Annotated in this window: 16 protein-coding genes and 6 pseudogenes; 19 read left to right on the top strand and 3 right to left on the bottom strand. The window is 45.3% G+C overall.

Annotated elements, in window-relative coordinates; genetic code table 11:
• Positions 1 to 4: 4 nt before the first annotated feature.
• The 6 genes and pseudogenes from pglX to B9L19_RS16565 all read left to right on the top strand — a co-directional run.
• On the top strand, positions 5 to 3,499 hold the full coding sequence (pglX, locus tag B9L19_RS16590; protein WP_047753294.1) for a BREX-1 system adenine-specific DNA-methyltransferase PglX: 3,495 nt from the start codon (positions 5 to 7) through the stop codon (positions 3,497 to 3,499).
• Positions 3,500 to 3,608: 109 nt separating this feature from the next.
• Positions 3,609 to 6,161, top strand: coding sequence for a BREX-1 system phosphatase PglZ type A (gene pglZ / locus B9L19_RS16585; RefSeq protein ID WP_089113988.1), 2,553 nt, complete (start codon positions 3,609 to 3,611; stop codon positions 6,159 to 6,161).
• On the top strand, positions 6,154 to 8,958 hold the full coding sequence (locus tag B9L19_RS16580) for a helicase-related protein (RefSeq protein ID WP_241772001.1): 2,805 nt from the start codon (positions 6,154 to 6,156) through the stop codon (positions 8,956 to 8,958). Before pglZ ends, B9L19_RS16580 begins: the two co-directional genes overlap by 8 nt.
• Before the next feature lie 77 nt (positions 8,959 to 9,035).
• Complete coding sequence (locus B9L19_RS16575) at positions 9,036 to 9,956, top strand: ScoMcrA-related endonuclease (protein ID WP_089113987.1); 921 nt, start codon at positions 9,036 to 9,038, stop codon at positions 9,954 to 9,956.
• Between the two features lie 95 nt (positions 9,957 to 10,051).
• A pseudogene (locus B9L19_RS16570) lies at positions 10,052 to 10,207 on the top strand (IS701 family transposase); the annotation flags it as partial.
• A 100-nt stretch (positions 10,208 to 10,307) separates the two neighbouring features.
• A pseudogene (locus B9L19_RS16565) lies at positions 10,308 to 10,688 on the top strand (helix-turn-helix domain-containing protein); the annotation flags it as partial.
• Positions 10,689 to 10,710: 22 nt separating this feature from the next.
• On the opposite strand, the pseudogene B9L19_RS16560 reads toward B9L19_RS16565, so the two are convergent.
• A pseudogene (locus B9L19_RS16560) lies at positions 10,711 to 11,589 on the bottom strand (IS982 family transposase).
• Between the two features lie 367 nt (positions 11,590 to 11,956).
• A pseudogene (locus B9L19_RS16555) lies at positions 11,957 to 12,364 on the bottom strand (IS982 family transposase); the annotation flags it as partial.
• On the opposite strand from B9L19_RS16555, the pseudogene B9L19_RS19695 reads away from it, so the two are divergent.
• The 9 genes and pseudogenes from B9L19_RS19695 to B9L19_RS16505 all read left to right on the top strand — a co-directional run.
• Positions 12,362 to 12,616: pseudogene (locus B9L19_RS19695) on the top strand (IS1634 family transposase); the annotation flags it as partial. The pseudogenes B9L19_RS16555 and B9L19_RS19695 sit on opposite strands and share 3 nt — an antisense overlap.
• A gap of 537 nt (positions 12,617 to 13,153) precedes the next feature.
• Positions 13,154 to 14,176 (top strand): annotated as a pseudogene (locus B9L19_RS16545) (transposase); the annotation flags it as partial.
• A complete protein-coding gene (locus B9L19_RS16540; protein WP_047752316.1) occupies positions 14,169 to 14,969 on the top strand; it encodes an ExeA family protein in 801 nt (266 codons plus the stop codon). The pseudogene B9L19_RS16545 and the gene B9L19_RS16540, both read left to right, overlap by 8 nt.
• A gap of 225 nt (positions 14,970 to 15,194) precedes the next feature.
• Complete coding sequence (locus B9L19_RS16530) at positions 15,195 to 16,307, top strand: IS701 family transposase (RefSeq protein WP_089113986.1); 1,113 nt, start codon at positions 15,195 to 15,197, stop codon at positions 16,305 to 16,307.
• Between the two features lie 167 nt (positions 16,308 to 16,474).
• Positions 16,475 to 16,927, top strand: a complete 453-nt coding sequence (locus B9L19_RS16525) for a hypothetical protein (protein ID WP_241771924.1) — start codon at positions 16,475 to 16,477, stop codon at positions 16,925 to 16,927.
• A 64-nt stretch (positions 16,928 to 16,991) separates the two neighbouring features.
• Entirely contained in the window at positions 16,992 to 18,038 is a 1,047-nt protein-coding gene (locus B9L19_RS16520; protein WP_047752313.1) for a hypothetical protein, read from the top strand.
• Between the two features lie 251 nt (positions 18,039 to 18,289).
• Positions 18,290 to 19,678 (top strand): hypothetical protein, encoded by a 1,389-nt coding sequence (locus tag B9L19_RS16515; RefSeq protein WP_047752320.1) that lies wholly within the window; start codon positions 18,290 to 18,292, stop codon positions 19,676 to 19,678.
• 37 nt (positions 19,679 to 19,715) lie between these two features.
• Positions 19,716 to 20,048: a hypothetical protein gene (locus B9L19_RS16510; protein ID WP_241771923.1), complete on the top strand. Its 333-nt coding sequence runs from the start codon at positions 19,716 to 19,718 to the stop codon at positions 20,046 to 20,048.
• Positions 20,029 to 20,358, top strand: coding sequence for an Mpo1-like protein (locus tag B9L19_RS16505; RefSeq protein WP_025951310.1), 330 nt, complete (start codon positions 20,029 to 20,031; stop codon positions 20,356 to 20,358). The genes B9L19_RS16510 and B9L19_RS16505 overlap by 20 nt, the downstream gene beginning before the upstream one ends.
• Positions 20,359 to 20,459: 101 nt before the next feature.
• On the opposite strand, the gene B9L19_RS16500 is transcribed toward B9L19_RS16505, so the two are convergent.
• Positions 20,460 to 21,338, bottom strand: coding sequence for an Rpn family recombination-promoting nuclease/putative transposase (locus tag B9L19_RS16500; protein ID WP_047752312.1), 879 nt, complete (start codon positions 21,336 to 21,338; stop codon positions 20,460 to 20,462).
• A gap of 205 nt (positions 21,339 to 21,543) precedes the next feature.
• Between B9L19_RS16500 and B9L19_RS16495 the strand changes: the two genes are divergently transcribed.
• The 4 genes from B9L19_RS16495 (at position 21,544) to rlmD (ending at position 26,150) form a co-directional block, all read left to right on the top strand.
• Positions 21,544 to 22,083 (top strand): NfeD family protein, encoded by a 540-nt coding sequence (locus B9L19_RS16495; protein WP_025951312.1) that lies wholly within the window; start codon positions 21,544 to 21,546, stop codon positions 22,081 to 22,083.
• Between the two features lie 21 nt (positions 22,084 to 22,104).
• Positions 22,105 to 23,628 carry a flotillin lipid rafts scaffold protein FloT gene (gene floT / locus B9L19_RS16490; protein ID WP_025951313.1) on the top strand — a complete coding sequence of 508 codons (1,524 nt, stop codon included), beginning with the start codon at positions 22,105 to 22,107 and terminating at the stop codon, positions 23,626 to 23,628.
• A gap of 149 nt (positions 23,629 to 23,777) precedes the next feature.
• Entirely contained in the window at positions 23,778 to 24,698 is a 921-nt protein-coding gene (locus tag B9L19_RS16485; protein WP_047752311.1) for a diacylglycerol kinase, read from the top strand.
• Between the two features lie 78 nt (positions 24,699 to 24,776).
• Positions 24,777 to 26,150 carry a 23S rRNA (uracil(1939)-C(5))-methyltransferase RlmD gene (rlmD, locus tag B9L19_RS16480; RefSeq protein ID WP_047752310.1) on the top strand — a complete coding sequence of 458 codons (1,374 nt, stop codon included), beginning with the start codon at positions 24,777 to 24,779 and terminating at the stop codon, positions 26,148 to 26,150.
• Positions 26,151 to 26,409 lie beyond the last annotated feature (259 nt).

The following is a 26,409-nucleotide window of genomic DNA, read 5'->3' as shown; positions in this document are numbered from 1 at the left end:
GACAATGAACAAACGAGCATTAAAAGAATTTGCTGTTTATGCACGCAACGAACTACGCAATCAAATCGCCTTACGAGCACAAGCCTTTGGGATTACTCCCGAAGGCTCTCCTGTGCTTGTAACAGGTGCTGATTATGTTGAAATTAACGGCAAAAAACTGCCGTTATCTTATAAAAACGGTCTACAAAAACTGTTAAAAGAAATTGAAACAAAAGGCTATGACCAAGTGATTGAAGAAGTCGCGTACACATGGTTTAACCGCTTAATCGCGATTCGCTATATGGAAGTGCATAACTATTTGCCATCAAAAATTCGCGTTTTATCCAGCGAAACGAAGGGAAAAGTGGATCCGGATATTTTAACCGATTACCAATATGCGGACTTGCCAGTCGATAAAGAGGAGATTGCATCTCTTTTACAACAAGGAAAGCGTGAAGAAGCGTATCGGAAACTATTAATTGCTCAATGTAATGAGTTGCATCAAATTATGGACTTTCTTTTTGAAAAGATAGCAGACTATACAGAACTACTATTGCCTGAGTCGTTGTTGCATGCGGATTCGTTGATTAACAAATTAGGCAAAGAACTTGGAGACGAAAACTTCGAACATGTAGAAGTCATTGGTTGGTTGTATCAATATTATATTTCAGAGAAAAAAGATGAAGTATTTGCAGGGTTAAAGAAAAACAAAAAGATCACGAAAGAAAACATCCCAGCCGCAACACAGCTGTTTACACCGCATTGGATTGTCCGCTATATGGTGGAAAACTCACTTGGTCATATGTGGCTCGAGTCGCATCCGGAATCCAACTTAAAAGCGGAAATGAAATATTATGTAGAGCCGGCAGAACAAGAACCAGAGGTACAAGCGAAATTAGAAGAACTACGTAACTCAAATCTTTCACCAGAGGATATCACCGTCTTAGACCCTGCTTGTGGATCGGGACATATTCTTGTGTATGCGTTTGACTTGTTATACAAAATTTACGAAGAACGTGGTTATCCAGCTCGAGAAATTCCGTTTCTCATTTTAGAGAAAAACTTATATGGAATCGATATTGATGACCGTGCAGCACAGTTGGCGGCGTTTGCGTTAATGATGAAAGCGCGGGAAAAAACGAAAAAAGTATTCCGCCATCCGCCTGTATTGAACGTCATTTCAATTCAAGAATCAAATGATATTCTCATCGATCAAGCAGCAGAATTAATTGGTGAAAACGAAACAGAAGTAGCAGAAATCAAAGGATTATTACAAACATTTATCGATGCGAAAAACTATGGTTCCATTTTGCAACCGGAAAAAGTGGATTTTGATAAATACTTACGGAAAATTGAACAGTTGCAGCAATCAGGGGAGCATACACTTGAAACATTTGAAGTGTATGAGCAACTAGACAAGATTAAACAACTAATAAAACAAGCTAAATTGTTAGCATCCCAGTACGGTGTGGTAGTGACAAACCCTCCGTATATGGGGGCAAAAGGGATGAATACAGATTTAAGTAATTATTTGAAAAAACACTATAAAGATACAAAGTCTGACTTATTTGCTGTATTTATGGAACGAATGGAATCTTTAACAAAAGATTACCATGTCTCTGTAACAATGCAATCTTGGATGTTTCTATCTTCTTTCGAAAAATATCGTAAACATTTGATAAACAGTTATTCTATTCAAACTATGGTTCATATGGCAAATATGGTAATGGGAATAGCGTTTGGCACTGCTGCAACGGTTTTTAGGAAAAACATTTATGGTATGAAAGGTGTATACCAATATGTAAGTTTAGAGGATTTGGAAAATGGGATTCCAAAAGAATTTCCAGTAAGAAATGATAGATTTACAATTGTTGGGACACATCATTTTAATGACATCCCAGGTTCGCCGATTGCGTATTGGGTAAGCAGTAACGTTTTAAAGATTTTTAAAAATGGACAACCACTAGGGGAATTTGCTGAAGTAAAAAGGGGAATGACAACATCAGATAACAAAAGATTTCTTCGATTTTGGCCAGAAGTTTCAATTACAAAAGTTTACAAACATGCTAAGAGTCACGAAGAAGCACGAGAATCAAAAGCAAAATGGTTTCCATATAGTAAGGGCGGAGGATATAGAAAATGGTATGGCTTTAATGAATACCTAATAAATTGGGAAAATTCCGGTCAAGAAGTTATAGAATTTGCCAAAACAATAAATAAATCATTTACAAGAACAATTGTAAATATGAGTTATTACTTTAAACCTTCTATAGGATTTTCATATATAACTAGTGGACCCTTTAGTATGAGATGGATTCCAGAAGGATTTTTATATGATTCTGGTGGCCCTGGAGTTTTTGCTGAAGAGGATAAGAGATTATTTATATTGGCGTGTATGAATTCCAAACCAGCTCAAATACTATTAAAGATATTAAACCCAACAATTAATTTACAAATTGCTGATGTAGTGAGATTGCCGCTCCCAAATTATGAAAGCCTTATTGGCAATGTTCAATTTAATAAAAAGGTTAAAGAGCTGATTCATATTTCAAAAATTGATTGGGATTCATTTGAAACATCTTGGGACTTTAAGAAACATCCATTCCTCACCTATCGCGGGGAAGCGAAGACGTTAGAGGAATGCTATGCCAACTGGGCAGACCATGTGGAAAAGCAGTTCCAGCAACTGAAAAAAAATGAAGAAGAATTGAATCGTATTTTTATTGAATTGTACGGTTTACAGGATGAACTAACACCAGAAGTGCCGGATGAAGAAGTAACCGTTCGCCGTGCGGATCGCGTTCGTGATGCGAAGTCGTTCTTGTCTTACTGCGTTGGTTTAATGATGGGGCGTTATTCGTTAGATGTCGAAGGCCTTGCGTATGCAGGTGGTGAGTGGGACGCTTCGAAGTATAAAACATTCCAGCCTGATAAAGATGGCATCATTCCATTGACAGAAACGGCTTATTTTGAAGATGATGTCATCAGCCGCTTGCAAGAGCTATTAATTATCATGTTCGGTGAAGAGACATTAGCGGAAAATCTTCGTTGGCTAGCAGAGTCATTAACGATGAAAAACAACGAAACGCCGACAGAGCGGTTGCGTCGTTATTTCTTTGATGAGTTTTATGATGATCATTGTAAAATTTACCAAAAACGTCCGATTTATTGGATGGTTGAGTCTGGTTCGAAAAAAGGTTTCCGTGCGTTATTTTACTTACACCGTTACACGCCAGAAACACTAGCAACAATACGCTTTACGTATGTACAAAACTTACAAGAAAAACTTCGTCAAGAGCAAAAACGCCTCGAGCAAGACCTTATCAATCCGGATTTATCTTCTGCGATGAAGAAGCGTTATGAGAAGCAATTGAAACAAATTAGAACCCAGCAAGAAGAGCTCGTTGAATTCGATAAAAAATTAGCGGAACTTGCCAACCAACGCATTGCTTTAGATTTAGATGATGGAGTGGTTGTGAACTACGAGAAATTAAAAACGATCCTTGCGAAAATAAGATAACCGCTGCAAAATGGATAGGGGGAAGTCCCCTATCCATTTTTTTCACTTGTTATTAGATTGTCTTTCTTTAAAATAGGGAAAAGAAATACATTGAGAGTTGGTGTAAAGTATGGATATTGTTCAAGAGTTACTGCAACTATTCGAAAAACAGCTTACGGAAAATATTGGCGCGGATCGTGCAATTGTTTTTTGGTATGATGCGCAAAGTGAGGAGCGCGATTTAGCAGAAATAGAACAAGCGTTGAATGAAAAGGGAATCAAAGTTTGGAAATTAAACGATCACAATGCGTTCCAAACAAAAGTATTGTTGGAACTCGAGGACACGGAAAGTTCGTATTTAATATACGCTCCATTTGCCAAACCGAAAGATGAGGATAACTTTTTATTAGATATCCTTCTTTACAGCGGCAAATATGGAGAATTTCAAGCAGATGAAATCGCGATTATGATGAAAGAGCTTCGCATTGATCATTTAGCGATTCGACCGTTTATAGAGGAGCATTGGGCGTTTTTTAAAAACAAGCAACGAGTTGCCAAATTTAAAAAACTGCTTCCAAATAACCCAAATGCAAATGATGTGAAGCAAACGATGATGGCTGTATTATGTGATGCGAAAAGTATCCATCCACAGGAGTTATTGAAAAGCGTCGTCGCAAAAAAAGGTGGAATGTCGGATAATAATGAAGCACTAATGCAAATGAGCAAATATTTAGATGTAAATCTGTTTTTCGAGTTAATCGAAGATTATTTTGGCGTCTCACCGAAAGAAGAACACCGTCTATCTCATATTATCGAAACAATTGTTTACCAGCATGCCGTTTCTCATATCGATGAAGGGGTATTACAAGTTCATTATCCTTGTAGCGTTCCAAATATTTGTAAAGTATTTATTGATGATTGGTTGAAATCGGACGAACGTGAAGGATTAGAAACGATTTTGTTGGAACTGGAACAAAAGTGGAATGTGCCGCAATTAGTAGAAACGCATACATATGAAGCGTTCATTCGTTGTTTTACGTTCCCGATTATCGAACAAAAAGTGCTTGATGCTTTGCATGAATTATTATTAAATGAAACGGTTCTTGTGAATGAATGGAAAAGTATTTTGGCGGAACGAAGGAAAGGTTATTGGTATCAAGCGCATTTTGCACAAGAGTATGAATTGTTGGAGAAAATACTTGATTTTTATGAATGGAAAATCATTTTTGAACGAGATGATGCGCCGAAAAACGAACAAGAATGGTTCTCGTTGTATACAGAAAAGTATTACCGTATCGACCAACTTTATCGCCATATTTATCTTCTGTATAGAAAAGGAACGAATTTGGAGCGTTACGAACAATTAATAGAAAGAGTAACATTTTGGTATGAGAATAAATATTTAATGACGTTAGCGGCATATACAGATCATTTGTTGGAAACAAGACTCAGCAAACAATGGAACATTCCAAGTGTCATGCAGCAAAGAAATTTTTATCAACATTTTATACGGCCGTTGTTAGAGGCGACGCGGGAGCGTATTTTTGTCATTATTTCCGATGCGCTTCGTTATGAAATAGGAATGGAATTGTTAGAAGAGTTTCAGCAGCGTTTAAATACAGAAGTGAAAATGATTCCGATGCAGGCAACGCTTCCTACTTATACGCAATTAGGAATGGCAGCATTGCTTCCAGGAAAGATTACGGGAATAAAAGAAGATGGCACGATTTATGTGAATGATCTTTCTACGAAAGGCTTGCAAAACCGGAATAACATTTTGCAAATGTATGAAGTGGATTCTATTGCTTTAAAAATGGAAGACTTCATTCAATTAACTAAAGACGAAGGACAAGAATATATTCGCGGCAAGCGCGTTGTCTATTTGTATCATGATGCCATTGACGCGATTGGCGACTCGAGTAAAACGGAAGCATATACGTATGAAGCAGTCGAAAATGCGTTAGAACGGTTAAAAGCAGCCGTTCGCAAATTAACAGGTACGTATGAAGCTGTACGTATATTTTTAACAAGTGATCACGGCTTTTTATATCAAACTTCCCAAATCGAGCAATTTCAGAAGACAGAAAGTTTAAAAGGCGAGATTTATGACGGGAATCGCCGTTTTGCGATAGGGAAAAACTTGACGGTCCCTGCTGGCGCGATCAAAGTGTCTCTTGATTATTTAGGAATAGATTGTGAAGCGGTAATTGCGAAGGGGCTCAATCGCTTTACTGCCGGTGGCGGATTGCGGTTTGTTCATGGCGGTGCAATGCCGCAAGAAAGCATTATTCCGTTAATCGAATACCGGCAAATAAAAGGAAAAGGACGTAAATCTGAAGCGGAACGGGTAAACGTACGGGTTGCTTCGATTCAAAAAGTGATTACGAGTTACCGATTTATCGTTCCGTTTTTCCAAGAAGAAAAAGTCTCACCTGAGCGGCAACCACGAACGTTGCGGGCAGCGTTTTACCGCAATAACGAGCGAATTTCGAATGAGGTAACGATTACTTTTGATTCCACTGGAGAAGTTTCAGAACGGCAAATAGAAGTGGTGTTTCATCTTTTAGAAGACCGGTATCGAATGGGAGAAATATGTGTTTTACGCTTAGAGGACGTATCAGGACGTACCACAGAGCTGTATGCCGAAGAGGAATTTGAGTTGAAGTTGTATAGTATTGAATGATCAAGCAAGCCTTTCTGGTCAAATATACCCAGAAAGGCTGCTTTATTTTGCTATAATAAAGGAGAAATGGAGCAAACGTAGGGGGAGCAATATGATACAAGTTGGGGATATTGTCAAAGGACCTTTATGGCCGGAAGTAGTAGAAATAAAAAATTGTACGATGATTCAAAATCAATTTTATCAAAATGACTGTGTCATTACGTCCCTTTATTGGGCTGCGCGAGATGATGTCAGGGATCTTGTCATCGAGGCGGATTTTGATCTTGTGATTGTCGATGAAGCGCATAAAATGGCGGCATATACATCAGGAGTAAAGAAAAAGAAAACAAAGCGTACCAAATTGTATCAACTTGGAGAAATCATCTTGCGGCATAGCGATCATTGTTTATTGTTAACGGCTACTCCTCATAAAGGAGATGTCGAAAATTTTCGCCATTTAATGCGGCTTATTGACCCTGATATTTTTTCTTCCATCGGTATAAAAGAAACGTTGCGTGATAAAACAAATCCGTTTATTATTCGCCGACTGAAAGAACATTTAAAGTATTTTGATGGAACTCCTTTATTTCCAAAGCGAACAACAAAAACGATTACATACCATTTATCAGAACAAGAATTAAAACTATATGAGGCGGTGACTCAATACGTCAAAGAACATTTTAATCGCGCCATCAATCGGGGAAATAATAGTACGGCGTTTGCGATGATGCTTTTGCAAAGACGATTAAGTTCTTCTATTGAAGCGATTCATTTGTCGTTGGAACGCCGTTATCATCGATTGATGAATTTGCTGGAGGAAGCGAAGCAAAAACAAGTGATTCCATCGGAAGAAATACTTGTCGATGAGTATGAAGAAGCAACGTTAGAGGAACAAGAAATTTTCGAAATGAAAAGCGAGACGTGTGTGGATGCCATTGATCTAGCAGAATTAGAGTTAGAAATCGAGGAGCTAAAAAAATTAATAGCTTACTCAGATTATCTTCGCGAACATGGTGTAGAACGTAAATGGATGGAGTTAGAAAAGACTTTATTTGGTGCAGAGGGATTGTTGCAAAAAGGAGAAAAAATTCTCATTTTCACCGAGTCGACGGATACGCTGCATTATTTAGAAAAGAAACTGCGAGCACATGGAGTGGAAGTCGCAAAGATTATTGGAAAATTTTCGATGGAAGAACGCCGGAAACAAGTGGAAAGATTCAAACATGAATGTCCAATTATGCTGGCAACGGATGCTGGAGGCGAATCGATTAATTTGCAATTTTGCAATCAAATGATTAACTATGATATTCCTTGGAACCCAAATAAGCTTGAGCAACGAATGGGAAGAATTCATCGCATTGGGCAGAGAAACGAAGTATTTGTATTTAACTTAGTGGCTGGCAATACACGAGAAGGGGACGTTTTATTGACGTTAATGACAAAAATGGAACAGATGCGAAAAGATTTAGGTCATGATTTAGTATACGACTTTATCGGTGATCGACTGGAAGATAAAGTGGCAGATTTGCCAACATTAATGCAGCAAGCGATTCTTCAAAGAGAACGATTGGAAGATATAAAGAAAAGCATTGACGAAGTGTTGGCGGAAGAATATGCGGAGCTATTAAAAATAGCAAAAGAAGAACGTCTTGCAGTAGAAACGATCGATTTACCAGGAATGAAGAGGGAACAGTATGATCTCGCTGTGCAAAAAATCCCTGCGCGCGCTTATGCGCAATTTGCGATCAATACGTTAAGTCGTCATCGTGTAAAGGTATATCCTTCTCAAAACAATCATGTTTTTCGCATCGATCGTATGCCAAAATTTATTCGGGAATTTGCGAGAAAACACCATATTAGCTTAAAAGGAAAAGAAGAATCGTACCGTTTTACCGATATAGCGAAATATGCAAATGAAGAAGTTGCTTTGATGAAAAATGACCATCCGTTATTTGTTGTATCATTGCAATTAGTGAAAGAGGAAATCGAAGGGTTGGTGCTGCCATCTTTTGAAGCGAAAATTCCAATTCGTGAAGCACTAATGGTAGAAGCCTATGAAATTGGCCTGACAGATGGCACAGGGAGAGAATTATTTCAGGATATTGTCTACTTTGCGAGACGGAAAAACGGAGAAATCATAGAAATAGATTCCTACTGGCTCTATGGTTATTCATTGGAGCTAGTATCATTGCATTCTATTGAACAAAATGAATCTTCATTGCTTGCACACGCTCTCAACAAAGTGATGCAAAAACGGGAAGAGTTAGTTTTATCTAATGAAGAGCAATTAAATAAAAAAATACAGTTTCTTCGCCGTGCTTTTGATCATCAATATCAAGAAACGGTATTTAGACTGGAAAAATATCGCCGAGAGAACGATGCAAATCGGAATTCGGCACTAATCAATCAGATGAAAGCAAAATTAGTGGACATTGAAGAACGCCGCCAAGCCCGTTTAGAGGAAATCGAACGGGAACGAAATATAAATATCATTCCGCCGAAAAAAATTGCTTTGTTCACGTTATTACCTGACGACAAAACATCGTACCGCCTTTTTTCCGTTGATTATAAAGAAGCAGTCGAACGTTATGAACAAGCGAACGGTCGTAACCATGTAAAAATGTATCCTTCTTTATCTCTAGTTGACTTTATGAGCGAGGATGAACAAGGAAATCCGCGATTCATTATTTTAACAGATAATCCGGAAATGATATTACCAGAGTCTTATCTGGAAGATTTAGCAGAGCTTCAAGGAAGTGTGTATATGTATTTCGTTCGAAATGGAGAAGTAATAAATGAACGATTAATTCTCATTTAATACAAATATTGAATTCATCGGATCACAGAATAATGTAAATCTGTTTATGTTGCAAGTCTAGAGGGAGGTAAGGGTAAGTGATTCCTGACAATATAAAAAAGGATCATGTATTCATGGCAATTAAAGAGATTGATGAAAATGGTATACCAGCGAGTAGAAATTCAACGAAATTCCAACTTTCCTATAATAATAGACTGTATCCGCCTAAATATGTTTTATCCCTAGCAAATAAATATGCAAATGGAAAAGAGCTGCAACCTTGGGAATTTAGTGGTGGGGTAGAGACGAATAACTTCCTAGAGAAACTGGGGTTTAAAATTGTAAGTAAAGCGCCGTCTAAAATTAAGACCGGATCCGAAAAAGATAATAAAGATTGTCATGTAGCAAGAAGTAAAGGGGGGATGAAGAACAAGCATAATCATCGATGCAGCGAATGTAAAAATACGATAATCGATATGTTTAGAGCTATTTTCGGAAATGTCAAGATCGAACATAAGATGGAGATCAAAGCCCGGTTGGAGGATTATATCCATGAGAGTTATTATAAAGACTTAGCGGCTATTTATAATGCATTAAAGAATTACAGAGGTAATGAAAGTTTTGTTAGGAGCAAATTTCTAAAGTCTTCTGACCTATATATACCTCAGCCAGGATTTGTGGTTGAACTTGATGAATCTCAACATTTTTCCGAAGCGAGAAAAATATCGTTAACCCATTATCCAAAAGGGTTAAAAACAGGATTTAACGTTAATAAGTGGATTGAACAATGTGAAAAGATAATGTCTAAGGATAATAACCCTCATGATAGGGATGAACAAAGGGCCTGGTATGATACTCTAAGGGATTTTTTACCTTTGATTAAAGGGTTACAACCTACGGTTCGCATATCTTTGCTGGATTACACTTGGTGTGAACTTGATCCAAACAAGGAAGAGGATGTCGAATTATTCAAGTCACTAGTTTTAAATATTGATACTGTAGATGAGCAAATTCGCTAACATAAATTGACAATCAAACAAAAAAGGAGACATGAACCGGACTCCTTGGTTAGAATAGATGTGCTACCAACTACCCACAAAGAGGTTCATGTCCCATGAATAGATTAGCACATCACCAAGGAATCGACAAGTTTTTCTTCACTTTGGGGTTGACGCTGCAACTTTCCAAACCGGTCTTGAAGCATCTCGTTCACATTGTCGATGCCTTGACCACCAAGGGATTTTCGGGAACGTTGACCGATGTCCATCACTGAACCCTTCCTCTCGACGAATCTCGAGCCGTTTCGTAAGATAGGGGGTAGAGGGGACCGGGACGGTCCAACATCACAGGGAGACAGGGAGGAGATCCAGATGGATGAATCGATGAGACACGACATCGCTCTGTTTCGGTACGGGCTGATCGCTCCGTTGGTGAATGGGCAGGTGGAACCGAAGACGTATCTGAAAGAGGTGAGCGAGCGAGTGCACCATGTTCCCCACCAGGGCGACAAGCGAATCGCAGCCAAGACGATCCTCGATTGGTGCACCCGATACAAAAAAGGGGGCTTTGACGCCTTAAAGCCAAAGCGCCGTTCGGACCGCGGCCACTCAAGGCGTCTGTCGCCCGATGATGAGGATCATATTTTAGCCCTAAGAAAAGAACATCCCACCATGCCCGTGACGGTGTTCTACGAACACCTGATCGAGCAGGGGGAAATCCCAGAAAACCATACCTCTTACTTTACTATATACCACCCGTGGTGCTAGTTGAACTTTAACGCTCAACTAGCCCAAGAATGACGAGTGAATAAGCGAGTAAAATGCCATCCAAAGCTGATTCAAATCCAGAAACAGAGTTGGCTCGAATCTCCGTGATCCGGTACTGATCAATGAGAACGGAAAACACGGTTTCAATGACTTTGCGCTTTCGTTTCATCCACCGTTTCCATGCTTTCGATTGGTGGATCTTCTGGTTTTTCCGAACGGGCGTCCAAAAAGCGATCTTGTATTCATCATACAGCTTCTTTTGCAAGTCTTGGCTCATATATCCTTTATCACCAAGTGCGTACGGATGAGGAAGTTGGGTCATCACGGTTTATGCAGCTGTCCGGTCGTGGCAGGATGCTTCGGTGACGACATATCCCATCGGAAGCGCTTGGTCGGTGATCTGAAGATGAAGCTTCAACCCATAGTAAGCCATCTTTTTGGATGCACAATACCCAATATCGGCGATTCCTTGAAACCGTTTGACACGATACATTCGTGCGTGGTGGCAGAGTTCAATGGGTAAGCTGTCCACTACTGCATAAGCGTGATGTTGTCCGCGTTTGGCTAGTTGATGTCGTATCCATTTGATGGCAAAGCCAAGATCTCGACAGCGACGGTTATATCGAGAGCGTTCAGGAAATAAATCTTTCGAAAATAAGTTTCCGATCACAAATCGGTGCCAAGCTCGTTCGGATGTAAAACTTAACAACTTTCCAAGAACATGGACGGCGATGATGACCTCATCTTCTTGCTTCAACAAATGGCGATTTCGGCGTTGTAAATACATCTGAATTAAAGACAATTGTCCAGATACAAAGAATAAAATCGCTGCATATTGTTTTTGAATTTTCGCTTCGTCTGTTGTAAAATGAAAGTGCTCTTGCATGTGAACTCTCCTTTTGAATGTTTGGTAGCACTTTCATTTCAAAGGAGATCCTTCATGCAAGGGCTATTTTTATACTTATCTCATTTTATCTAGCACCACGGGTTTTAAAAAATATATATAATATGGTATATTGAGGAAGTGGGATATAAGTCCATTATTCAATGTGTAAACCTAGGAGGTTGTTTAAATGGAAATTATAATGATTACTTTTGTTTTTATAATTGTGCTGCTAATTAGTTCTATTATAAATATTCTTTTTAAAATGACAGAAAAGAAACATTGGATTATTTCATTATTATTAAGTGTCGTATTGGCAATAATCATTGTTGCAATTTTAGGAGTGTAAACCCGTGGTGCTAGTTGAGCGCTAGCGCTCAACTAGCCCGAGTGTTACAAGCGAATACACCAACAATATGCCATCTAGTGCCACTTCAAACCCTGAAATCGAATGAGCACGAATTTCTGTGATACGATACTGGTCGACGAGGACAGAGAACACTTTTTGTTTGAGCCATCTCTCCCATGATGCCGATGGGCGATGTTTCTGGTTTTTGCGAGATGGAGTCCAAAAGGCGATTTGGTACGCTTCATACAACTTTTTTTGCAATTCGCTACTGATAAATCCCTTGTCTCCCAAATTAAAGGGATGAGGAATTTGAGTCATGACGGTTTCAGCTGCAGTTCGATCGTGACAGGACGCCTCCGTTACCACGTATCCCATGGGCAGTCCTTGGTCGGTCACTTGAAGATGAAGCTTAAATCCGTAGTACCACTGGAAGACCGCATCCGGGCGCATGTGCTGCTCAGTTGGCTGGCCCTCTTGTTAGTTCGGATCGTAGAGATCCGGACTCATGAATCGTGGCCGAACGTAAGAGACGAATGTGAGCGTCTTATGCTTGGACATTTTTCTTCCAAAAACGGCGACCTTTTTCAACGAACCGAGCTGACGGCCAAACAAGCGCAACTCTTTACGGCTCTAGGGCTGGAGCCTCCTCCAAAGATCCTAAGCATCCATCCTCGCACCTAGATACACGCCCGAAGTGTGCCCAAATGCCTCCGATCCCTTTTGTATCAAGGGACGAGAGGCATTTTGTTTGCCTAGTGACTGTCGAACTCGGGTCTTAGTTTATTGCTGATTTTGAACCAAACAAAAACCACCTTATAGTAGGTGGCTTTTGTTACCCTTTATTCAATTATCATCTTTAAGAACGTAATAACTTCCTAAAGAACATCAGAATTATTCCGATGCAAATGGCGATAGCAGAAATCATGTGAACGGTGCTTAAAATACCTTCTGCATCTTCAGCATCTTTTTTCCATGTCAAGTTATAAATAGGTTCCAAAATATCAGTAAGTATTAAGTAAATTATCAGGAAAATGATTGGGCCCCCAACAATGATTGCTAATAATCCTAAACACCCCAATAATCACCCATCTGTTCGTCGTATTTTTCTCTGTCCGTTTGTCTAAGTGTTTTTTGCAAGCAAAAAATGCAGAGAAGTGCAAGAAAAAATACATAGGCTTGCCAGCTCAAGACTTAAGGTTCTAGACCGGGGGAAGAGGACGGCTGGATCGCGGAGAGAGCGTTCCGCAGTCGAAGGATCATATTCTAGCATTGAGGAAGGAACATCCCACCATGCCCGTGACCCTATTCTACGAACAACTCACCAAGCAGGGGGACATTCCCACCACCCTCTCATACTTTACTATATACCGATTGTTGAAAAAACACAACCTGGTGGGAAAAGAAATCTTGCCGATGCCGGAGCGAAAGCGTTTTGCGTATGACCAGATCAATGAGCTATGGCAAGGGGACTTATCCCATGGACCCACGATTCGCGTCCATGGGAAAGCCCAGAAAACGTTTTTGATCGCGTATATCGATGACTGCTCGCGGTTGGTGCCATATGCCCAATTTTTCCCTTCGGAGAAGTTTGACGGGCTGCGGATCGTCACGAAGGAAGCGGTGCTTCGTTGCGGGAAGCCGAAACGCATTTACTCGGACAACGGGAAAATTTATCGGTCCGAGGTGCTGCAGTATGCGTGTGCCGAGATGGGGATTACACTCATCCACACCCAGCCGTATGACCCGCAAAGCAAGGGAAAAATCGAACGGTTCTTCCGCACCGTACAGACACGGTTTTATCCACTGTTGGAGCGGAATCCGCCGAAATCGCTTGACGAGTTGAACGAGCGTTTTTGGAAGTGGCTTGAAGAAGAGTATCATCGAAAACCGCACGCCTCACTGGACGGAAAAACGCCGCATGAGGTGTTTCAATCGCAAGTGCATCTCGTGTCGTTCATCGAAGATGGCGATTGGCTGGATGCGATTTTTCTGAAACGGGAGCACCGCAAGGTGAAAGCCGATGGCACGATCACCCTGAATAAACAGCTATACGAAGTGCCGCCTCGGTTCATTGGGCAATCGATTGAGCTCCGCTATGACGAACGAGGCGTCTATGTGTACGAAGATGGCAAACGGGTGGCGGAAGCCATTCGGGTGCGTTTGGAGGACAATGCCTATGTGAAGCGCCACCGGTCGCCGTTTGCGGCGGTTTCGGCGAAGGAGGGCGAACAGGATGTATAAAACGTTTTATTCCCTCTCGCGGGAGCCGTTTGCGAAAGAAACCGACCCGTCCGAGGCGTATCAAGGGGCGGCGTTTCAAGAAGCGTTGCGGGCGCTGGAGTACGTGAAGCGAACCCGGGGGATCGGGCTGTTGATCGGAGAGCCGGGGGCGGGCAAGACGTTCGCCCTTCGGGCGCTGAAAGAGTCATTGAATCCATCATTGTATCATGTCGTCTACTTTCCGTTATCCACCGGAGGCGTGATGGATGTTTACCGTGGACTGGCCTTGGGATTAGGAGAGGAACCGAAGTACCGCAAGGTAGACCTCTTCCGCCAAATCCAGCAGGCGATCGAGCGTTTGTATCATGAACGACGAATCACGCCGGTGTTCATGTTGGACGAGATGCATTTAGCAAAGGATGCCTTTTTACAGGACATCGCCATCTTGTTCAACTTTGAGATGGATTCGACCAACCCATTTGTCTTGATGTTGGCCGGGCTGCCCCATTTACAGGGGAAGCTGCGGCTCCATCAGCACCGTCCTCTCGATCAGCGGATCATCATGCGATACCGGATGGGGCCGCTGGAGAAGGAAGAGGTGGCGGGCTACATCGAGCATCGGATGAAACAGGCTGGGGCGAAGCATCCGATCTTCACTCCATCGGCGTTAGAGGCGATTGCCCTGCAATCACGTGGTTGGCCCCGTGTCATCAACACGTTGGCCACGACGTGCCTGCTGTACGGGCATCAGCTGAAAAAGGACGTCATTGACGAAGAAGTGGTGCGCATGGCTGCAGAGGAAATGGGGTATTAGCACGAAAGGGGCCGAATCGGCCTCTTTTGTGCCTTCTCTTTTTCATCGGTCCATCAGGCGCGCTGGAAATCTTCATCTGAAAGAGCGTGCAAACATTCCGAAAGAATGTGCAAAATCCGGAACAATCCGCAAAAATTTTGCACATTATTTCAGAATCCATCTGAAATAATTTGAAAAAGTGATTCTGAAATAATGTGCTAATTTACAGACAAGTTTTTCTTCACTTTGGGGTTGACGCTGCAACTTTCCAAACCGGTCTTGAAGCATCTCGTTCACATTGTCGATGCCTTGACCACCAAGGGATTTTCGGGAACGTTGACCGATGTCCATCACTGGAGTTTTCATCCGAATCATCGAACCACGTTGAGCCACTTTTTCACGAAAAGCCCTTGGAACGAGGAAAGGCTGCTTGAGAAGCTTCAAGAGTGGATCCTTTGCCGGGTCGAACGCCTAACCAAACGGAAGAATCAGCCCCTTTTCATTTCGATCGATGATACGATTTGCCAAAAAACGAAGCCTTCGTCACGGGCAACGCACGCCATGCAAGGGTGCGACTGGCACTACTCGCACAAGGATCATCAATCGGTCTGGGGGCATTCGCTCGTTTGGCTGATGGTGCACACCTTCACGCAAGCGTTTCCGTTCGCGTTCCGCTTGTATGACAAGAAGGCGAGAAGAAGCAAAATCGACCTGGCGATCGAGATGCTTTCCTCGCTCAAGGTGAAGCTGAATCAGCCGGTGTATGTGCTGATGGACTCTTGGTATCCGTCCAAAACGCTCATCGAAGCCTGTCTGAAAAAGGGATTCCATGTCATCGCGATGCTCAAGACGAACCGGATTCTCTACCCGAAAGGCATCGCGGTCCAAGCAAAGCAGTTTGCCCGCTATATCGAGCCCAAAGACACCCACCTCGTCACGGTGGGTCAGGAGCGTTACCGCGTGTATCGCTATGAGGGGGCGATCCATGGCCTTGATGACGCGGTGGTGCTGCTGGCTTGGAAGGCGGATCAGCCGATGACACCGGAACATCTCCATTGCGTCTTGAGCACCGACCGGGAGCTCGGGGACGAAGACATCTTGCGTTACTATGCCCAGCGTTGGACAATCGAATGCTTTTTCCGGCAGGCGAAAGATCAACTGAAGCTGGATGGATACCGCGTTCGCCACATTCGGGCGGTGAAACGGTATTGGGCGGTGGTGCTGCTCTCCTGCGTGTACAGCATCGCCGAATCCCGACAAACCCTTTCCGCTGGACTGGAGCTTCTTCGATCGCGGAAAGGCCACAGCGTCGTCGAGTTCATTAGTAGCCCACGAGAGCAAGCCCAGCACTTGGAGTAATCGCTTCATCTGTCAACACAAACCGAATCGGGAAATCTTTCATGACATTCACCTACTTGATGAAAAGTCGTTAACGTCGTTTTCCCTTATCGTATCCATGGTTTGCGACTATTGTAAAGATGTTTTGTCACGGATTCAGGAACGTTACAATTAACCATATATTGTAAATGAAAATAAACAAAATAAGGGGATTCTCCCTTTCCCCACAGGAGACTGAATATTCAGTCTCCTGTGGGGAGGAAATCGGTTCACTATCCATTCCAAATCCATTTCAGAGATACCCTATCCATCTTGCATTACACAAAATTCTTGACGGTACCAGAGAATCTAAACGATTTTGGGAAACGAATTATAAAGAAGTGGTGGGTTATTGGGTCCCTGATGCATCTTCAGACCAAAGAGAGAAGGTCGTATCTTATTTACGTCAACAAATGGGTGAACCATATGACTGGAGCAGTTCTAAAACAAATTATGATGAGTGGTATTGTACGAAACTTCCTTATGTTGGTTATAAAGTGAAGGCGAGTATTGATATTGATAGTAATGGTGGTTACTGGGTCACGCCGGATAATATAGCCGACGATGAACAGACACATTTATTTATGAGGAGCGAAGGGTAAAATAAAGGCAAATAGGACACAGCTGGTGGCTGTGTCCTAAAATGTCATTAGGGAGGTATTTTTTATGAGAAGAACTTACATATCATTACTATTTTTTGTTTTTTTGTTGATCGCGATTTTGGCAGGAGGATATGTGTGGCTCAAATTAAAAGAGAGCTCGAGTGTTAAGGTTTCTTTTGATTCTGATCATCCAGATCTATTAATCAATACCCCCAATACCATCATTTTAATTGACGAGAATAATGGGATTTTGACTAAGCGTGCCATTTACAATGAAAGGTTTATGCACACTTCTGTTTACGATAAACGTACGAAAAAATTGATAGCTCCTACTTATTCGCCGGAATATCATTTTGCAGGGATAACCGAATTTTCTAACGGCCAAGCAAAATATCAAAAGGTAAAAGATTTTGGCCCTATGAATGTTGTTTCATACAATGGATATTTATTGATGGATTCATCCCTTTCATTGATCAACTCAGAAGGAATCCCTGTTACGAAGCTAGGATTGTATGATTTAAGGAAAAATAAGTTCGTCAAAGAATTTACAGTCAACGGAATCGTGCAATCCATGATGAAGGTTGGAAATAAAGTGTATTTTCCTTCAGTTTGTGAGAACAGTCAGTCAAATATTTATCGTTTTGATTTCGATACTTGGAAGCTGGATAAAGTTTTAAAAATGGATCAAGCTCATGTGCCAAATCAAATACTATTTTACAAAGATATGATGATTGGATTGGCAAATGAAGAGGCAGCTGGAGCTTCGTCTAATAAAAATAAACTCTATTATATAAAGAATGGTGTCATTTCGAAAGAGTTGAAATTAAAACAAGGAACGAAAGAAATGGCTATTTTGGATGATAAAATCATTATCTTGTATGAGCCTTATGATCGGAAATCCTTTATCGAAGTTTTAAAAATCGAAGGAAGTCAAGAAGCGGAAAAAGTCAAATTAGCGGATAACCCCACCAATATCACAACTTGGAATCAACATTTAGTCGTGATTGATCAATCCAAAAAAATCTTGATATATAATACAGAGTTTCAAAAAATCAATGAACTAGAATTAGGCATTGATTCTCAAGTGCTAAACATAACAAAAGCGAACTGACCGCAGCTGAGCGGGCACGATCCGAAAAATAGAGGGAGATCCGTCCTAAGAGTTATGCCCTTCTATCCCCCTTATCCCGCAATTTGAAAGCACTATTCATTATGAAGGGATGCTTTGTGGGTGCAGGCCAAATGTGTGTTGAACTTGAGCAGCCGCTCCCTCACGGAGGAAGGGAACATCGTTCTCACAGGAAGGAACTCTTTTGGTTCTCATCGAATATGGTCATCATGACGGATGAAAGGGGATTTGAAATGGGTCCGAGTGCGCCGCTATGGATGTCCGTGTTGTACGACATTATGTGCATGGCCACCTTGATTGTCGGTGTGGCGATGCTGGTGAAAGGAACGGTTCGCCGCTTGTATTCGCTCGTTGCGGTGATCGCAGTGCCGCTCTTTTTTCTCAACAACTTCCACACGATCGCCAGGGTCGGCGTCGATCCGTTCGCCTACTGGCAGCAATCCCTCATCGAGGGGCAATGGTGGGCGTGGCTGTCTCTTGCGTTGTTTCTTTACATCGTCTGGTATTGGGGATGGCTTGTCCAACGCATAGGAGGCCAAAAGGAAGGGCAGGCTTGGTGGAAGCGGCAACGATGGATATGGGTGGTGCTGGCGGCTGCCGCGCCTGTCATTGTGTATGGGGTGCAGAGTTTGGATGAGTCCGTCGTCTCCTCAGTGAGGACGTATGAGCCGTCTCAGGGTCGCTCGGCGAACGAACCGCCCGGGCGCATCTTCTTTTTGTATTCTCACCCGTTTGCGCGAGATTCGTATATCGTGGAGGCGGATGGACCGCACGTGCGCAACGTGGTGACGCTAGAAGCTGTTGGGGTGTCCCAACTTTCGCGTGGTTCATCAACGAAGGAACTGTTGTTGTGGTCAGATTATACGGGACGGCATATCTATCGGCTGAATCGCGACACATGGACATTGGTCGATCAAGAAGCGGTCTCCATCCCTCTTTCGTTTGCCTCGCTGGAGGGTGAGTGGGAGATTCGATCACTGAATCAAGATGTCAACACCCATAAACTAGAAGTCCGGAAAGGGGGAAAATTGCTGTTTTCGAAGCGGCTCCCTCCTTACATTCTTCAAGTTTTGCGCGTAGAGCCGCATTTCTATGTGTTTGCTGATGTGATGGAAAAGGAGCACGGTGTATTGTATGTGCTGGATCAGCGCGGTTCCGTAGTGAAGGAAATTCCATTGCCTACGTCCTTCGCGCGCTCCATGGCGGTTTTTCACGGCCGCCTTGTCATTGCCACGAAACCTCGCCTCACCATCGTGGATCCGCATTCATGGCAAGTGGCCTATTGGGACATGGGGCGAGAGGAGACGCAGTTCGATCAGCTTTACGTGAAGGGAGACACGCTGTGGGTAAGCTATGTCCAGAGAGGACAGTCGGGATGGCTTGCGCTGAACGATCAGTTTAAGGTGATGGAGAAGCATGAGCTGCCGTCGGTATACTGGGAAGCGCGGTTTCACGGCGACTATGTGTATGCATTGTTTGAGCCGAAGGAAGGGAACAAGGAGGACCATGCTGGAGAAATGAACATTTTCCATCTTCGTACAGGCCAACTCGCTGCTGAGTTTACCGTGCCGAAGCAAAAGCACAACTTGCAGACATTTCAGGTGATGGAGGAAATACAATAGGAGTAGGGGGATGATGGGACCGAGCATGACGTTATGAATGTCGGCCGTATACTGGGCTGTCGGCATCGCCACGTTCATCGCCGGTGCGGCGGCGCTCATGGCGGGAACGATTCGCCGCCCGTATTCGTTAGCGGCCGTGCTTGCCGTGCCGCTCTTTTTTCTCAACAATTTCCACACGATCGCCAGGGTCGGCGTTGATGAGTTCGCCTACTGGCAGCAATCCCTCATCGAAGGGCAATGGTGGGCATGGCTGTCGCTTGTGCTGTTTCTGTACATGATCGGGTACTGGGTGCTGCTCGTTCGCGGCATTCGCGAGCGGCGCGCCGCATCCGCTGAAGGGGGAAAGGGAGATGGAGTTTCGCGATTATGAAGAATTTTGGCCGTTTTACTTGACTCAACACCGGAAACGAGCGACAAGACGCTGGCATTTTGTCGGAACGAGCTTCGTGTTTTTGTTTGTGATCATTGTGATTGTCACGAGAAACGCATGGTGGCTGCTTGGCGCGCCAATCGCCGCCTATGCGCTCGCCTGGTTCAGCCACTTTTTCATCGAAGGAAACAAGCCCGCCACCTTCGGCCGTCCGCTTTGGTCGCTTCGAGCCGATTTTCGCATGTACAGGCTCATGCTTACGGGGCGGCTTGGGCGGGAGCTGAAGCGGCTGGGGATTTCAGAGGAATAGAGCGAAGAACGATGAAAAGACCTTCTCCCTGAAGATGTTCCAAAGTTTGGGGAAATGGGGGGCGGCAACCCGAATGATTCAGGGAGAAGGGGTTTGCCTTCTCATGGCTTCAATTGTTCAATCGTTTCCAGCGGCAGTCCGGTCAGTTCATGGATCGTGTCAGCATCAAATCCTTTTGCCAACATTCTTTTCGCAACATCCAGCTTTGCTTTCTCCATTCCTTTCTCCATTCCTTTCTCCATTCCTTTTTCCATGCCTTTCTGTTCGTATGACACGATGAGTTCCATGACTTTGGCAGCCTCCTTTTCCTCCATGGTCTTCACCTCATTTCGCAATCGGACTTCTTCTTCCTCCGATAACCGCAAATACGTTTCGAAAAAGCCGAACAACAGACGCTGTCTCGCCTCATCGAGCTCGAGGCGGACGAGCATGCGCAAAAATTCCTTTTTCACTTCCACCTTCTCCTCTTCATTATACCCCATTTTGCTTAACAGAGCGGCAGCGACCGGGTTGTCATGGCGGATGTATGTGCGCCATGGGAGTTTGGACAATTCCACCGTCAAAAAGCGGAAATCGAGAACGGTCAAAAACGGAAACGCAACGGTGAATGAAGATGGTTCATCGCGGATGGCATCATAGCTGAAGATGGCGATCGGAAGAATGCGGCGGCGGTGTTTTTGAAACAAGCGGCTAAAATAAATGAACATTCGCTCTGAAAACGAGGATTGGATGTAGCTTTGATGTTCGATGTGGACGACGATCAGTCCATCTTCTCCTCTCAGCTTCGTCTCGACCAATAAATCGACTCGATGTTTTTCACCCGCGGTGACATCGGTCAGCACTTCTTCTGATAAAAAGGAAAGGTAGTGAAAGTCAATCTGTTCGTGTACGTGAGGAAAGAAGAGGAGAACAAATTCTTCAAAAAAGGTGCTCAACAACTCTTTAAACAGGCGATCGTGGTCAATGCGCGTTTCTGACATGGTCTCCCTCCCGATATGTTTTTAGATTCGCATAGCTTGATTCGCCTTGCACTATGCAAAATCCTGCCGGTCTCCCTGCATTTTTTCTGCTGTTAGAAGAAGGAAATCAAGGAGGATTGTCGAATTTTGATGACATTGGAAAAATGATGAAACCAACCGTTGCCTCGCCCGTATCAATAGGTAAAGGCGAAAGGAGGGGAGGGGGGTGTGGTTCGGCTATCCGCCTGAAGTCATCTACGGAGCGGTGCTGGTGGTCAGTGCACTGTTGACGGTTTTGTATTTTTTCTTCAGCGATGTGCTTGACGGTTTGTTTGATGTGGCTGATCATCCGCTGTTTAGCCCGCAGCTCGTCTTATCGTTTTTCATTATTGGCAGCGCGGTCGGATTGCTGGGGGAATGGTACACAGACTGGGCATCGAGCTTGGTTCTGTGGCTTGCCATCGGCGTGGCGCTTGTGGCTGTGTTGCTGTTGCACTTTTTCGTTTTTTTGCCGCTCCGTTCGGCTGAGGCATCGCTCGGGTATACGGACGCTGACTTGGAAGGATCGCTCGCGAAAGTGATCGTCCCCGTGCCGCCTGATGGATTTGGAGAAATTCTCATCTCCCGCAAAAGCGGGGCGGTGGCGAAACCAGCGAAAAGCCTCCATCTTGAGGAAATCGCTGCGGGGGAAGAAGTCGTCATCGTGCAAATGGAAAACGGCGTTGCTGTAGTGGCGAAGTGTGATCCGTATCATGTTTTGATTTAAACAAAGAAAGGGGAAAAAGTGATGACTATTGCGCCATGGCTTGTCGTGATCGGCGTCGTCGTCTTACTTCTTGTCGGACTTATTGCCATTTTTATCGCCCGCTACCGCACGGTCGGGCCGGACGAGGCGCTCATTGTGACGGGCAGCTACTTAGGAAGCAAAAACGTTCATGTCGATGAATCGGGAAACAAAATCAAAATCGTCCGCGGCGGCGGCACGTTTGTCGTGCCGATTTTCCAACAGGCCGAGCCGCTGAGCCTATTGTCGATCAAGCTTGACGTGCAAACGCCCGAAGTGTACACGGAACAAGGCGTGCCCGTGATGGCGGACGGGGTGGCGATCATTAAAGTCGGCAGCTCAATCGGCGAAATCGCGACCGCGGCCGAGCAGTTTTTAGGGAAAACAAGACAAGATATGGAAAACGAAGCGAAAGAAGTGCTCGAAGGACATCTCCGCTCCATTCTCGGGTCGATGACGGTGGAGGAAATTTACAAAAACCGCGACAAGTTTTCACAGGAAGTGCAGCGCGTCGCGTCGCAAGATTTGGCGAAAATGGGGCTCGTCATCGTCTCGTTTACGATTAAAGACGTGCGCGACAAAAACGGCTACCTTGATGCACTCGGGAAACCGCGCATCGCCCAAGTGAAGCGCGACGCCGACATCGCGACAGCCGAGGCGGAAAAAGAGACGCGCATCAAGCGCGCCGAAGCGGACAAGGAAGCGCGCAAAGCCGAGCTCGAGCGGCTGACGGAAATCGCCGAAGCGGAGAAAATCAACCAACTGAAGCTCGCCGAGTTCCGCCGCGAACAAGACATCGCCAAAGCGCGCGCCGACCAGGCGTACCATCTCGAAGAAGCGAAGGCGAAGCAGGAAGTCACAGCGCAGCAAATGCAAATTAAAATCATCGAGCGGCAAAAGCAAATTGAGTTGGAAGAAAAAGAAATTTTGCGCCGCGAGCGGCAATACGATTCGGAAGTGAAGAAAAAAGCCGACGCCGAGCGTTATGCGATTGAACAAAAAGCGGCGGCGGAAAAGGCGAAGCAAATCGCCGAAGCCGATGCGCAAAAATATCGCGTCGAAACGCTGGCGAAAGCGGAAGCGGAGCGCGTCCGCCTCGACGGGTTGGCGAAAGCCGAGGCGGAGAAAGCAAAAGGGGAAGCGGAAGCAGAAATCATTCGCCTGAAAGGTCTCGCCGAAGCGGAAGCGAAACAAAAGATCGCCGAAGCGTTCGAGCGCTACGGCCAAGCGGCCGTGCTCGACATGATCATCAAGATGCTTCCGGAATACGCGAAGCAGGTGGCGAGCCCGCTTTCGAACATCGAGAAGCTGACGATCGTCGACACCGGCTCAGGAGCGGGGGGCGGCGCCAACCGCGTCACGGGCTATGCGACCAACTTAATGGCGAGCTTGCAGGAGACGTTGAAAGCGTCGACGGGCATCGATGTGAAACAGCTCCTTGAGAACATCGCCCAAGGGGGGGCACCCGCGTATTCCCAGCCGCTCGGCGCGCCAGCATCGTCTCAAGAGGCGAAGACAACAGAATAACGCCTATCCTCCAACAGCGCCCTTCCCTTGAAACAAGGGCGCTGTTTCTCTCCGCCTTGTTCACGACATTCGTCGGAGTTGCGCATCAAGCATTGTTTCGCTATGATGGGAACGGGTGGAATGGAAAAAAAGGAAGTAGGTTGAGAAGGATGAAACGAGCTCGAATAATTTACAATCCGACATCAGGGCGGGAGCTGTTTAAGCGCCATTTGCCTGATGTGCTCGTGCGGTTGGAAAAAGTGGGCTATGAAACGTCATGCCATGCGACCGAAGGGCCGGGGGATGCGACGAAAGCGGCGCGCCAGGCCGTCCTGCGGGAATTTGATCTCGTCGTCGCCGCAGGGGGCGACGGAACGATCAATGAAGTCGTCAACGGCATCGCCGATCAGCTGCATCGGCCGAAATTGGGCGTGATCCCCGTCGGCACGACGAATGACTTCGCCCGCGCCATCGGCGTGCCGCGCTCGATCGAAGGGGCGTGCGAGGTGATCGCCACGGGCGAGCCCGTCCCGATTGACATCGGCTGTGTGACGAACGAAGACAAAACACGCTATTTCATCAACATCGCCGGCGGCGGGCGCCTGACCGAGCTCACCTACGAAGTGCCGAGCAAGCTGAAGACGATGCTCGGGCAGCTGGCCTACTACTTAAAAGGAATTGAAATGCTTCCGTCGATTAAGGCAACAGAGGCGCAAATTGAGTATGACGGCAAATTATTTGAAGGCGACATCATGATGTTTTTAGTTTCGCTGACCAACTCGGTCGGCGGCTTTGAAAAGCTCGCGCCCGATTCGTCACTCAATGACGGCCTGTTTGATTTTATCATCGTCAAGAAAACGAACTTGGCCGAATTCATTCGCCTTGTCACGCTCGCCGCGCGCGGCGAGCATATCAACGACCCGCATATCATTTACACGAAAGCAAACCGGGTGAAGGTGCATTCGCCGATGCAGCTGAACTTAGACGGCGAATTCGGCGGCATGCTTCCAGGGGAGTTCGTCAATTTGTACCGCCATTTGGAAGTCATCATGCCGAAAGACAAGGCGGAACAAGTGAGAACAGGAAGATGAGCCTGTTCTTTTCTTATGCCTCTTGCTCAAGAAGGGAACTCTAAACTGTACAAACCGATCGGCAGAAAGGAGACGGACATGACGAAGCAGCAAGCACCGGTCGCCAAAAATGAATATTATGACGTCGTATTCACGGATTTGACCCACGACGGTCTCGGGGTGGCGAAAGTCGACGGCTTTCCCTTGTTCGTGAAACACGCGCTCCCTGGCGAGCGGGCGAAGGTGAAAGCGATCAAAGTGAAAAAAGGGTACGGGTACGGCCGTCTTGTGGAGTTGTACGAACCGAGCCCGGACCGCGTCGAGCCGCCGTGCCCCGTCTATCGCCAATGCGGCGGCTGCCAGTTGCAGCATGTAAGCTACGAGGGCCAGCTGAAAGCGAAAGAAAAACAAGTGAAGGAAGTGCTCACCCGCATCGGCAAGCTCGATGGGGTCGCGGTCCATCCCGCCATCGGGATGGCAAACCCATGGCGGTACCGAAACAAGGCGCAAGTGCCGGTCGGCGAGCGCGAAGGGGGCTTGGTCGCGGGCTTTTACAAAGAACGGAGCCATGAGATTATCGATATGGATGCCTGTCTCATCCAACAAGAGAAAAACGATGTCGTCGTTCAGACGGTGAAGCGCATCGCCGAGCGTTATGGCATTCCCCCGTACGACGAAACCACGCACAAAGGCGTTCTTCGCCATATTGTCGCCCGCTATGGCGCGTCAACAGGCGAGGTGATGGTCGTGCTCATCACCCGCACCGAGCATTTGCCGCATGAACAAGAAATCGTCCGCGCCATCGTCCGTGAAATCCCGGACGTGACATCGATCGTGCAAAACATCAACCCCGAGCGGACGAACGTCATTTTCGGCGCCAAAACGCGGGTGTTATGGGGGAGCGAATACATCACCGACCGCATCGGCGACATCCAATTCGCCATCTCGGCCCGCTCGTTTTACCAAGTCAATCCGGAACAGACGAAAGTGCTGTACGACAAAGCGCTCGAGTACGCTGAGCTGACTGGATCGGAGACGGTCATGGACGCCTACTGCGGCATCGGCACGATCTCGCTCTTTTTAGCGAGAAAAGCGAAGCATGTCTACGGCGTCGAAATCGTCCCTGAAGCGATCGAAGACGCCAAGCGCAACGCCGAGCTGAATGGCATCCAAAACGTCACCTTCGAAGTCGGCGCCGCCGAAGACGTCATCCCGCGTTGGTATCAAGAAGGCATCCGCGCTGACTGCTTGGTCGTTGACCCGCCGCGCAAAGGCTGTGACGCCTCGCTGCTTGAGACGATCATCGCCATGAAGCCGCCCCGCGTCGTCTACGTCTCGTGCAACCCGGCGACACTCGCCCGCGACTTGCGCATCTTAGAAGACGGCGGCTACGAAACGATCGAAGTCCAGCCAGTGGACATGTTTCCACACACGGCGCATGTGGAGTGTGTGGCGAAGGTGCGGTTGAGATAAGGCAACAGGCCGGTTGATCCGGCCTTGTTGTTTATCAAACACTGCCACCGTATTCTCCCGATCTTATAAGCTATGATGAACACTATGTTGAGCTTTCTTCATTTACAAAACGAATGACATTGTTTAGTCATCATGATAAAGATTTCATCCGCCTGCAAAACTGGGGATTGGATGATATCAATCCTATTGAGAATCCACACCACTTGCAAGAATTCCTCGAACGGTTATGGTGAACGACTCCCACTTCATAACAAAGCAC

The sequence above is a fragment of the Geobacillus thermocatenulatus genome, from assembly GCF_002217655.1.
GTDB classification, from domain to species: Bacteria; Bacillota; Bacilli; order Bacillales; family Anoxybacillaceae; genus Geobacillus; species Geobacillus thermocatenulatus.
The sequence above is the reverse complement of the archived record's forward strand: the minus strand, read 5'-3'. Positions and strand labels throughout refer to the sequence as shown.

Bases quoted from the DNA above. Each gene is read 5' to 3' on its own strand.
- pglX (WP_047753294.1), top strand. From the start codon at position 5: ATGAACAAACGAGCATTAAAAGAATTTGCTGTTTATGCACGCAACGAA.
- pglZ (WP_089113988.1), top strand. From the start codon at position 3,609: ATGGATATTGTTCAAGAGTTACTGCAACTATTCGAAAAACAGCTTACG.
- B9L19_RS16540 (WP_047752316.1), top strand. From the start codon at position 14,169: ATGTATAAAACGTTTTATTCCCTCTCGCGGGAGCCGTTTGCGAAAGAA.
- B9L19_RS16525 (WP_241771924.1), top strand. From the start codon at position 16,475: ATGAAAATAAACAAAATAAGGGGATTCTCCCTTTCCCCACAGGAGACT.
- B9L19_RS16520 (WP_047752313.1), top strand. From the start codon at position 16,992: ATGAGAAGAACTTACATATCATTACTATTTTTTGTTTTTTTGTTGATC.
- B9L19_RS16515 (WP_047752320.1), top strand. From the start codon at position 18,290: ATGGGTCCGAGTGCGCCGCTATGGATGTCCGTGTTGTACGACATTATG.
- B9L19_RS16510 (WP_241771923.1), top strand. From the start codon at position 19,716: ATGTCGGCCGTATACTGGGCTGTCGGCATCGCCACGTTCATCGCCGGT.
- B9L19_RS16505 (WP_025951310.1), top strand. From the start codon at position 20,029: ATGGAGTTTCGCGATTATGAAGAATTTTGGCCGTTTTACTTGACTCAA.
- B9L19_RS16500 (WP_047752312.1), bottom strand. From the start codon at position 21,338: ATGTCAGAAACGCGCATTGACCACGATCGCCTGTTTAAAGAGTTGTTG.
- floT (WP_025951313.1), top strand. From the start codon at position 22,105: ATGACTATTGCGCCATGGCTTGTCGTGATCGGCGTCGTCGTCTTACTT.
- B9L19_RS16485 (WP_047752311.1), top strand. From the start codon at position 23,778: ATGAAACGAGCTCGAATAATTTACAATCCGACATCAGGGCGGGAGCTG.
- rlmD (WP_047752310.1), top strand. From the start codon at position 24,777: ATGACGAAGCAGCAAGCACCGGTCGCCAAAAATGAATATTATGACGTC.